Origin of the sequence: Streptomyces sp. NPDC050610 (genome assembly GCF_040654875.1) — a bacterium.
In the GTDB taxonomy this organism is placed as follows: Bacteria; Actinomycetota; Actinomycetes; order Streptomycetales; family Streptomycetaceae; genus Streptomyces.
In genome coordinates this window covers 54,403-66,357 of the sequence record NZ_JBFAIV010000031.1, presented here as the reverse complement: position 1 = coordinate 66,357, position 11,955 = coordinate 54,403, and the positions used below count along the sequence as shown (strand labels likewise).

Here is an 11,955-nt window from a genome sequence, read left to right as displayed (position 1 = left end):
GCGATGACCCAGTCCCGTGTCGAAGATGTGTGGCCGCTTTCGCCATTGCAGGAGGGGATGCTGTTCCACGCCACCTTCGACGGTGCGACCCCGGACGTCTACCAGGCGCAACGAGCCATGGAGCTGATCGGGCCGCTGGACGCGGGCCGGATGCGGGCGACCTGGGAAGGGCTGCTGGCCCGGCACGCCGCGCTGCGGGCGGGCTTCCGCCAGCGCAAGTCGGGCGAGTCGGTGCAGATCGTCGCGCGGGCGGTGACCCTGCCGTGGCAGGAAGCGGACCTCTCCGGCCTGGCGGAGGCCGACGCCCTCGCCGAACTGGAGCGGCTCTCCGCCCGCGAACGCGCGGCACGGTTCGACATGGGCGTCCCCCCGCTGCTGCGCCTGCTGCTCGTACGGTTCGGCGCGGAGCGGCACCGGTTGGTGATCACTCACCACCACATCCTCATGGACGGCTGGTCGCTGCCCGTACTGATCAACGAGATGACCACGGCCTACGCGGCGGGCGGCAGCACCGCCGGACTTCCGCCGACGACCTCCTACCGCGAGTACCTGGCGTGGCTGAACCGGCAGGACAAGGAGGCGGCCCGGAGCGCGTGGCGGGCGTCGCTGGCGGGGGCCGACGGGCCGACGCTCGTGGCGCCCACGGCCCCGGACCGGACGACCGATGCGTACGCGAACCTGAGCACCCGCCTGCCTGCCGACCTTTCCCGGGACCTGACGCGGTTGGCCCAGAGCCACGACCTGACCGTGAACACAGTGGTGCAGGGCGCGTGGGCGCTGGTGCTGGCCCGGCTGACCGGCCGTGACGACGTCGTCTTCGGCGCCACGTCGGCGGGGCGGCCCGCCGAACTGCCGGGGGTCGAGTCCATGGTGGGCCTCATCATCGACACCCTGCCGGTACGGGTCCGACTCGACGGCGGTCAGCCGGTATTGGAGATGCTGACGCGGCTTCAGGAGCGCCAGTCGGAGCTGATGACGCATCAGCATCTCGGGCTTCCGGAGGTCCAACGGACCGTCGGTCCCGGTGCGGTCTTCGACACGCTGGTGGTGTACGAGAACTACCCCCGCCCCCCGGCCGAGGCGCCGGACCCGGACGCCTTCGTCATCAGGCTCATCAGCGGGCAGGAGGCCGCGCACTATCCGCTCACGCTGCTCCTGACCCCCGGGGAAACCCCTGGCGACCGCATGACCTGCGAGGTCGACTACCGGCCCGACCTGTTCGAGCACGACACCGTCCAGTCGATCGTCGGCCGTCTGGCGCGGGTGCTGGAACAGGTGGCCGCCGATCCGGCGACGCGGGTCGGCGACATCGACGTACTGCACGATGCCGAGCGCTCCCGCGTGGTGGGGGAGTGGAACGACACCGCTCGGCCGGTCTCGCGGGGCACCGTGGTGGACCTGTTCGAGGCACAGGCGGAACGGTCGCCGGACACGGCGGCGGTGCGGTGCGGTGCCGACGTGTTGTCGTACGGAGAGTTGGAAGGTCGGGCGAACCGGCTGGCCCGCTACCTGTCCCGTCTGGGTGTGGTCCGTGAGTCGCGGGTGGGTCTGTGCCTGCCGCGCGGTGTGGACATGGTCGTGGGGCTGCTGGCGGTGTGGAAGGCGGGCGGCGCGTACGTACCGCTGGACCCGGAGTACCCGGCGGACCGACTTGCCTACATGATCGCGGACAGCGGCACATCGGTCGTCCTGTCGACCTCGGCGACCTCGGCATCCGCTTCATCTGCGACGGCAGCGGCATCGGCATCCGTTTCATCGGCGTCGTCGCAGTCGCAGTCGCAGTCGCCGGCGGAGGCGTCGGCCGGAGCGGTGGACGTGGTGCTGCTGGACGCGCCCGCGACCGAGCTCGCGCTCGCCGCCGAAGACGCGTCGCCACTGAGGCTTCCGACGAGCCCCGCTCAGTCGTCCAATGTGATCTACACGTCCGGCTCGACCGGGCGGCCGAAGGGCGTGGCGCTGACCCACGGCAGCGTGGTCAACATGGCCGAGGTCGTACGGCCGGTGCTGGGTATGAGCGAGGGTGTGACGGCGCTTCAGTTCGTGTCGTTCAGCTTCGACGCCGCCGTCCTGGACGTGGTGGTCACCTTGGGCGGGGGCGGCACGCTCGCGATCGCGTTGAGCGAGGAGCGCACGGACCCCGACGCGCTGGCGGAGATGATCCGCCGCTCGGGCGTGCGGGTCGCGAACGGCGTGCCCTCGATGCTGGCGCTGCTCGACCCGGATGCCGTGCCCGACGTGGAGAACTGGCTGGTGGGCGGGGAGCGGCTGAGCCCCGACCTGGCGAGCCGATGGCGGGCCGGGGCGCGGCTGTGGAACGCGTACGGGCCGACCGAGGCCACCGTGATCTCGACGGCGGGACTGCTGCCGGCCGGCATCGGCCCGCAGGACGCGCCGCCCGCGATCGGCCGTCCGCTCGGCAACGTCCGGGTCTTCGTCCTGGACGGCCTCCTGCGCCCGCTGCCGCCCGGCATGACGGGTGAGCTGTACGTGGCCGGGGCCGGGCTCGCGCGCGGTTATGTGAACCGTCCGGGGCCGACCGCCGAGCGGTTCGTGGCCTGCCCCTTCGTTCCGGGCGCGCGTATGTACCGCTCGGGCGACCTGGCGCGGTGGACGGCCGACGGGCAGCTGGAGTTCGCGGGGCGCGCGGACGAGCAGGTCAAGATCCGGGGCTTCCGGGTCGAGCCCGGCGAGATCGCGGCCGTGCTCGCCGCCCACGACACCGTCGACCAGGCGGCGGTCGTGGTCCGCGAGGACCGGCCGGGCGCCAAGCGTCTCGTCGCGTACGCCGTCCCCGCCGCCGGCCGCCGGCTCGACGGCGCTGAGCTGCGTGAATACGCCGGCAGGCGCCTTCCGGAGCACATGGTCCCGGCGGCGGTGGTGACGCTGGAGGCGCTGCCGCTCACGGCCAACGGCAAGCTGGACAAGGCGGTTCTGCCTGCCCCCGAGCTCGCGGCCAGGGGCGGGCGTGCCCCCGCGACGCCCACGGAGGAGGTGCTGTGCGGCCTGTTCGGCGAGGTGCTGGAGCTGGAACAGGTGGGCGCCGAGGACAACTTCCTCGAACTGGGCGGTGATTCGCTGCTGGCGATGCGGTTGATCGCGCGGGCGCGGTCGGTGCTGGACGCGACGGTGAGCATCAAAGAGCTGTTCGCCGAGCCGACCGTGGCGGGCGTCGCCCGACTGATCGACGGTACGCAGGGCACGGACACGGCGGTACTGACACGTCAGGTACGGCCTGAGGTACTGCCGTTGTCGTTCGCGCAGCAGCGGATGTGGTTCCTCAACCGGATGGACGACGGTCCCGGAGCGGCAGCCGCGTACAACATGCGCCTGGCGCTGCGGATTTCCGGTGAGCTGGACATGGCGGCGCTGGAGGCGGCGATCGGCGATGTGGCCGATCGGCACGAGAGCCTGCGGACGGTCTTCCCCGATGTCGATGGCGTTCCGCATCAGAGGGTGCTGGCAGGAGAGGCCGGCCGCCCGCGGCTCGTCACAGTGGAGACCGATGAGAACCGGCTTGAACAAGAACTCACCGCACACACGCGTCACGCATTCGATGTGAGTACGGAACTGCCTTGGCAGGTGAGGCTGTTCACGATCGCGCCAACCGAATCAGTACTGCTGGTCGTGGCGCACCACATCGCGTCCGACGGCTGGTCGATGGGCGTGCTCGGGCGAGACCTGCAAGCGGCTTACGCGGCTCGGCACGCCGGGCGGGGACCGGACTGGGAGCCGCTGCCGGTGCAGTACGCGGACTACGCTCTGTGGCAGCGGGCCGCGCTGGGTGAACTGGGCGATCCGGAGAGTCTGGTGAGCGGTCAGCTCGATTACTGGCGTGGTGTGTTGGCCGGTGCGCCGCAGGAGTTGGCTTTGCCGTTTGATCGGCCTCGGCCTGCTGTTCCGTCGTTCCGGAGTGGGAGTGTTCCGGTGCGTGTGGGTGCGGTGACGCATGCGCGGTTGGTGGAGTTGGCGGGTCGTGGTCGGGCGACGATGTTCATGGTGATGCATGCGGCGGTGTCGGTGTTGCTGTCGCGGATGGGTGCAGGGGATGACATTCCGCTGGGTACGCCGGTCGCGGGTCGTGGTGACGCGCAGACGGAGTCCTTGGTGGGGTTGTTCGTCAACACGCTGGTGCTGCGGGCGGATGTGAGCGGTGACCCGTCCTTCGCCGAACTGCTGGAGCGGTTGCGGGAGCGGGATCTGGGTGCGTACGGGCATCAGGACATCCCCTTCGAGCGGCTGGTGGAGGAGTTGAACCCCACGCGCTCGATGGCCCGTAACCCGCTGTTCCAGGTCATGCTGACCGCCGGGAATGTGCCGGAGTCGCGATGGGAGCTGCCGGGCCTCCAGGCGGAACCCATGCCGTCGATGACGGCGCCTCCCGCGCACTTCGACCTGTCGCTGACCTTGGGCGAGCGGCGTGCGGCGGACGGTTCTCCGAACGGGCTCGACGGCGGCATCCTGTACGCCGCCGACCTCTTCGACGAGGAGACTGCCCAGGCCCTCGCCGCCCGGCTGGCGCGAGTGCTGGAACAGGTCGCGGACAACGCTCGCATTCGCATCAGCGAGATCGACGTCCTCGGTGCGGAGGAGCGGTCCTCCGTGATCGAGAAGTGGAACGCCACCGCCCGGCCGTTGGGGGCGGGGACGGTACTGGATCTCTTCACCACGTGGGCGCGCTCGACTCCGGATGCTGTCGCCGTGCGGTGCGGTGCCGACGCTTTGTCGTACGGGGAGTTGGAAGGTCGGGCGAACCGGCTGGCCCGGTTCCTGGTGCGGGTGGGTGTGGGGCGGGAGTCGCGGGTGGGGCTGTGCCTGCCGCGCGGTGTGGACATGGTCGTAGGGCTGTTGGCGGTGTGGAAGGCGGGCGGCGCGTACGTACCGCTGGACCCGGAGTACCCGGCGGACCGACTTGCCTACATGATCACCGACAGCGGCGCGTCGGTGGTGGTGGGCACAGCGGGGACGCTGTCCGGCGTCCGGGCGGGCCCGGCGGCTGTGGTGATGCTGGATCAGGCGGCGAAGGGTATCGACGCAGAGCCATCCGATGCGATCCAACACACCCTGGGTTCAACTCAGTTGGCGTACGTGATCTACACCTCCGGTTCGACGGGCCGTCCCAAGGGCGTGGCCGTCGCACACGGCGGTGTGGCGAATCTGGCGGAGGCCATGCGGCCCGTACTCGGCGTGGCCGAAGGGGTGACGGCGCTTCAGTTCGCCTCCTTCAGTTTCGACGCTGCCGTGCTGGATGTGGCGGTGACCCTGGGCGGCGGCGGCACGCTGGCGATCGCGTCGAGCGACGAACGTACGGAGCCGGAAGCGCTCGCCCGCATGATCGAGGCCGCCGGTGTGAGCGTGGCGAGCGTCGTTCCCTCCCTCCTGGGCGTGCTGGACCCGGCCGCTGTGCCCGGCGTCGAGAACTGGGTGCTGGGCGCGGAGCGGTTGACTTCGGATCTGGCCGCGCGGTGGCGGGCCGGGGCGCGGGTGTGGAACACGTACGGGCCGACGGAAGCGGCGGTGATCACCACGGCGACGCCGCTGCCTGCCGGAATCGGCCCGCAGGACGCACCTCCGCCGATCGGCAGCCCCCTCGGCAACGTTCAGGTCTTCGTCCTAGACGATTTCCTGAAGCCCGCTCCGGTCGGCGCGATCGGTGAGCTGTACGTGGCCGGGGCCGGGCTGGCACGCGGCTACGTGGGACGGCCCGGCCTGACGGCGGAGCGGTTCGTGGCCTGCCCCTTCGTTCCGGGCGCGCGGATGTACCGCTCGGGCGACCTGGCGCGGTGGACAATCGACGGGCAGCTGGACTTCGCGGGGCGCGCGGACGAGCAGGTCAAGATCCGCGGCTTCCGGGTCGAACCCGGCGAGATCGAGACCGTGCTGGCCCGGCACGAGAGCGTGGGCCGAGCGGCGGTAGTGGCCCGCGAGGACCGGCCGGGTGAGCAGCGCCTGGTGGCGTACGTCGTCCCCGCTGCCGCCCTCGTCGGTCTCGCTTCCCTCGACGAGTTCGACAGCGCGGCGCTGGAAGAGTTCGCCCGTACCCTGCTGCCGGACTACATGATCCCGGCGGCGGTCATCGCCCTCGAAGCGCTGCCGCTGACCGCCAACGGCAAGCTCGACCGCTCCGCGCTGCCCGCGCCGGAGACGGCCGGGCGTGCCGTCGGGCGAGTTCCCGAGACGCCCGCCGAAGTGCTGGTCAGCAGCCTGTTCTGCGAGGTGCTCGGGTTGGAGCGGGTGAGCGCCGAGGACGGCTTCTTCGCGTTGGGCGGTGATTCGCTGCTGGCGATGCGGTTGATCGCACGGGTGCGGTCGGTGCTGGACGTGGCGGTGAGTATCAGGGAGCTGTTCGGTGCGCCGACGGTGGCGGGCGTCGCGCGATTGATCGAGCGCGCGCAGAGCGCGGACGGATCTGTGTTGGTGCGTCAGGTACGGCCTGAAGTACTGCCGTTGTCGTTCGCGCAGCAGCGGATGTGGTTCCTCAACAGGGTCGGCGACGACCCCGCCGCGGCTGCCGCGTACAACTTGCCGCTGGCGCTGCGGATTTCGGGTGAACTGGATGTGGCAGCGCTGGAGGCGGCGCTCGGGGATGTGGCCGATCGGCACGAGAGCCTGCGGACGGTCTTCCCCGATGCGGACGGAGTGCCGTGCCAGCAGGTGCTGGAGGGCGAGGAAGGACGCCCGCTGCTCGTCGTCGCGGAAGCCGGCGAGGAGCAATGGGAAGCGGCCCTCGCCGTCCACGCGAGCCACGGCTTCGACATGAGCGTGGACCTGCCCTGGCGGGTCACCCTGCTGCGGGCCACGCCGTCGGAGCACGTACTGCTGATCGTGGCGCACCACATCGCGTCCGACGGCTGGTCGATGGGCGTGCTGGCGCGCGACCTGGAGACGGCCTTCACGGCGCGTCGCGAAGGCCGGGCCCCGGACTGGGAACCGCTGCCGGTGCAGTACGCGGACTACGCGCTGTGGCAACGCGCGGCACTGGGCGACCCGGACGACCCGGAAAGCATGGCGAGCAGTCAGCTCGACTTCTGGCGTGGTGTGTTGGCTGGTGCGCCGCAGGAATTGGCTTTGCCGTTTGATCGGCCTCGTCCTGCTGTTCCGTCGTTCCGGAGTGGGAGTGTTCCGGTGCGTGTGGGGGCGGTGACGCATGCGCGGTTGGTGGAGTTGGCGGGTCGTGGTCGGGCGACGATGTTCATGGTGATGCATGCGGCGGTGTCGGTGCTGCTGTCGCGGATGGGCGCCGGGGATGACATTCCGCTGGGTACGCCGGTCGCGGGTCGTGGTGATGCGCAGACGGAGTCCTTGGTGGGGTTGTTCGTCAACACGCTGGTGCTGCGGGCGGATGTGAGCGGTGACCCGTCCTTCGCCGAACTGCTGGGCCGGTTGCGGGAGCGGGATCTGGGCGCGTACGGGCATCAGGACATCCCCTTCGAGCGGTTGGTGGAGGAGTTGAACCCCACGCGCTCGATGGCCCGTAACCCGCTGTTCCAGGTCATGCTCTCCGCAGGGAACGTGCCGGAGGCCCAGTGGGAGCTGCCGGGCCTTGAGGTGAACCCCTTGCCGCCGTTCTCCGCGCCGCCGACCCGCTTCGATCTGGCGCTGACGTTCACCGAGCGGCGCGGCGCCGATGGCTCTCCGGACGGGCTCGACGGCGGCATTCTCTACGCCGCCGACCTCTTCGACGAGGAGACCGCCCAGGCCCTCGCCGCCCGGCTGGCGCAAGTACTGGCCCAGGTCGCGGCCCGCCCCGACACCCGCCTCAGCGACATCGACGTGCTCGTCGGAACCGAGCGCTCCCGCGTGGTGGGGGAGTGGAACGCCACCGCTCGGCCGGTGCCGGCCGGGACGGCGCTGGACCGCTTCACCACGTGGGCCCGCTCGACTCCGGATGCTGTCGCCGTCCGGTGCGGTGCCGACGTGTTGTCGTACGGGGACTTGGAAGGTCGGGCGAACCGCCTGGCCCACTACCTGTCCCGTCTCGGTGTGGCGCGGGAGTCGCGGGTGGGCCTGTGCCTGCCGCGCGGGGTGGAGATGATCGTAGGGCTGCTGGCGGTGTGGAAGGCGGGCGGCGCGTACGTACCGCTGGACCCGGAGTACCCCGCTGACCGGCTTGCCTACATGATCGCCGACAGCGGCGCGTCGATCGTCCTGGCGACTGCTGAGACGGCGTCCGAGATCTCGGAAGGCGCCGCGCGTGTGGTGGTGCTGGACGAGGCGGCGGAAGCCATCGAGGCATCCGAAGCAATGCAACTACCGCCAACGCCGGAGCAGTTGGCGTATGTGATCTATACGTCCGGTTCGACGGGTCGGCCGAAGGGCGTGGCCGTCGCGCATGGCAGTGTGGCGAATCTGGCGGAGGTCATGCGGCCGGTGCTGGGCGTTTCTGAAGGGGTGACGGCGCTTCAGTTCGCGTCGTTCAGTTTCGATGCCGCGGTGCTGGATGTGGCGATCACTCTAGGGGCCGGGGGCACGCTGGCGATCGCGTCGAGCGAGGAGCGTAGGGAGCCGGAGGCGCTGGCTCGGATGATCCGTACGGCTGGTGTGGGGGTGGCCAGTGTGGTCCCCTCCCTCCTGGGTGTGCTGGACCCGGCTGCTGTGCCCGGTGTCGAGAACTGGGTGCTGGGCGCGGAGCGGCTGAGCGCGGATCTGGCGGCCCGGTGGCGGGCCGGGGCACGGGTGTGGAACACGTACGGTCCGACCGAGGCGACGGTGATCACTACGGCGACGCCGTTGCCTGCCGGTATCGGCCCGCAGGACGCACCCCCGCCGGTCGGCCGGCCCCTCGGCAACGTCCAGGTCTTCGTCCTCGATGATTTCCTGAGGCCGGTGCCGCCGGGTGTGACGGGTGAGCTGTACGTGGCCGGGGCCGGGCTGGCACGCGGCTACGTGGGCCGCCCGTTCTCGACGGCGGAGCGGTTCGTAGCCTGCCCCTTCACAGCCGGTGCGCGTATGTACCGCTCGGGCGACCTGGCGCGGTGGACGGCCGACGGGCAGCTGGACTTCGCCGGGCGCGCGGACGAGCAGGTCAAGATCCGTGGCTTCCGGGTCGAGCCGGGCGAGATCGAATCCGTGCTGGCCTCCCACCCGGACGTGGCTCAGGCCGCCGTCATCGCTCGCGAGGACCGGCCGGGCGACAACCGGCTGATCGGCTACATCGTCCCCACGGTGCCGGAGTTCGACCAGCTTCAGCTGCACGAGCACATGGGCAAGGCGCTGCCGGACTACATGATCCCGGCGGCGGTCATCGCCCTGGAAGCGCTGCCGCTGACCGCCAACGGCAAGCTCGACCGGTCCGCGCTGCCCGCGCCCGACTTCGGCGAGCGGAGCTCCGGCCGGGCGCCGGAGAGCGAGATGGAGAAGGCCGTCTGCGCGCTCTTCGCCGAGGTGCTCGACGTCGAACGTGTCGGCGTCGACGACAGTTTCTTCGATGCCGGCGGCAACTCGACACTGGCGATGCGGCTCGCCGCGCGCATCAGGACCGAATTCGGCGCGGAGTTGAATATGCGTCAGTTCTTCGGTGCTTCGACGCCGCTGGGCGTGGCCCGGATGCTCCAGTTGAAGGCGCGCCCCGTGCTGCGGCCGGTCGACCACCCGGACGGCATCCCCCTCTCGGCGAACCAGTCGCACACATGGCAGTCGGACCGGCTGCGCCCGGAGTCGGAACTGCGGCTGCCGCTCGCCCTGCGCCTGGTCGGCGAGCTGGACCGGGCGGCGCTGGAGGCGGCGCTCGCGGACATCGCCGCGCGTCAGGACATCCTGCGGACGACCTTCGCCCGCACGGGCGAAGGCGAACTCGTCCAGCACGTCCTGGACCCCGCCGACGCTGCCGCCCGCCCCCGGCTCGCCGTGTTGCCGGCGACCGAGGCGGGGCTGCCGACCCTGCTGGCCGTACACGGCAGGCACAGGTTCGACCTCACGCGGGAGACGCCCTGGGCGCAGTACCTGTTCACCCTCTCGGACACCGAGCACGTACTGCTCCTCGTAGTGCACCGGATCGCCGCTGACGTCGCGTCACTGGACGTTCTCGTACGCGACCTGGTGGCCGCCTACGGCGCCCGGCGGGAAGGCCGAGTCTCCGAACGGGCCTCGCTGCCCTTGCAGTTCGCCGATTACGCGATGTGGGAGCGGGAACTGATCCAAGGCGAGAAGCAGGCGGAGAGCCTGGTCGGCGACCAGCTCGCCTTCTGGAAGAACAGTCTGGCCGACGCGGCGGCGACGATGCCGCTGCCGATCGACCGGCCGCGCCCGCAGCGGGCTTCGTACCGGGCGGACTCCGTGCCGCTCAGTCTCGACGCCGAGGCGCACGACAGGTTGGCCGAGGCGGCGGAGGAACACGGGGCGACGACGTTCATGGCGGTGCACGCCGCCCTCGCGCTGCTGCTCACCCGGCTCGGCTCGGGCACCGACATCATGCTCGGCACGGTGCTGCCGCGCCAGGACGAGGAGGAGAGCCTGAACGGGGTGATGGGCCCCTTCACCGACCTGATGGCGCTGCGTACGGACACCTCCGGCGACCCCGCGTTCACGGAGTTGCTCGACCGGATCAGGGAGGCGGCCCTGCCCGCCGAAGCGCATCAGGACGTGCCGTTCGAACGGGTCGTCGCGGCATTGTCGCTGCCGCCCTCGGCGGCGGCCCACCCCGTGTTCCAGGTGCTGCTCGACGTGCGGGACGATGTCGCGGAGAAGTGGGACACGGCGGAGCTGGCGGGCCTGGACACCACCCGGCTCACCGTGGACGCCGGGACGTCCGAGATGGACCTGGCGTTCTCCCTCGTGGAGCGGCTGGAGGACGACCGGACCCCGGCCGGACTCGACGGCGTGCTGCGCTACGCCACGGACCTCTTCGACCCGTCCACCGCCAGGGCGCTCGCGGACCGGCTCGTCCGCGTGCTCGAACAGGTGGCGGCCGATCCCGAGGTACGCGTCAGCCAGGTGGACATCCTGCTGGGCCGGGCCGAGCACCGCCGGATGGCGGTGGCCGGGAACGGTACGGAGACCCAGGCGCCGGGCGGCACGGCGGCGGACGAGCAGCGGGACGGCGACCGGCCGGGTGCGGCACTGCGCAAGGTCGGGAACCGCGACGACCTGGGCGTACTGCTGCCGCTGCGGGCGGAGGGCGACCGCCCGCCGCTGTTCTGCGTGCACTACACCACCGGCCTCGCCTGGGGATACGCGGCGATCCTCCCGCACCTGCCGGCGAACCAGCCGGTTTACGGTGTGCAGGCGCGCGGGCTCGCGGGGCCGGAGCCCCTGCCGCGGAGCGTCGAGGAGATGGCGGCCGACTACGCCGACCGGATCAGGGCCCTCCAGCCGTACGGCCCGTACCACCTCCTCGGCTGGTCCGCGGGCGGGCTGTTCGCCCAGGCGATCGCCGCCCGGCTGGCGGAACTGGGGGAGAAGGTCGGACTCCTCGCGCTGCTCGACAGCTATCCCAACTCCATGGGCAACGTCTCTCTGATCGACCTGGACAACCCGGGCGAAGGGGGTGGGTATGTTGGACAAGAGGTGGACATGGGCGGTTTCTTCGCAGGGGAGGACGCCTACCCGCCGGGCGTGAGCGGGCCGCTCGTGACAAACATGCAGGAGATCAGGCGGCACACGTACCAGCTGGGGAAGCGCCACGCACCGCGGTACTTCCCGGGGGATCTCATGGTGTTCGTCGCGGCCGGGGACCGGCCGAAGGGAATGGACGCGCCGGACGCGGTCGCAAGCTGGCGGCCGTACACGGGCGGCGAGATCGTGACGCACCAAGTCGACTCCAACCACGACGACATGCTCCAGGCGGCCAACCTGTCGCACATTGGACGTGCCGTCGCGGACAGGCTTCGTGGGGTGAACGGGGCGTAGGAAAAACCTAGTTGACGTGGCATCGGCAATCGGACAGCGCGTTGGAGCAAGCGAGTTCCCGGGCGCGGCGGACGGCACGGCTGCCGTCGTCGGCCGCCGCGCCCGCCCGGC

Annotated in this window: 1 protein-coding gene; it reads left to right on the top strand. The window is 70.9% G+C overall.

Annotated features, from left to right (window positions below):
* The first annotated feature begins 3 nt into the window (after positions 1-3).
* Positions 4-11,844, top strand: coding sequence for an amino acid adenylation domain-containing protein (locus AB0I22_RS30620; protein WP_363134204.1), 11,841 nt, complete (start codon positions 4-6; stop codon positions 11,842-11,844).
* Positions 11,845-11,955 lie beyond the last annotated feature (111 nt).

Bases quoted from the DNA above. Each gene is read 5' to 3' on its own strand.
- AB0I22_RS30620 (WP_363134204.1), top strand. From the start codon at position 4: ATGACCCAGTCCCGTGTCGAAGATGTGTGGCCGCTTTCGCCATTGCAG.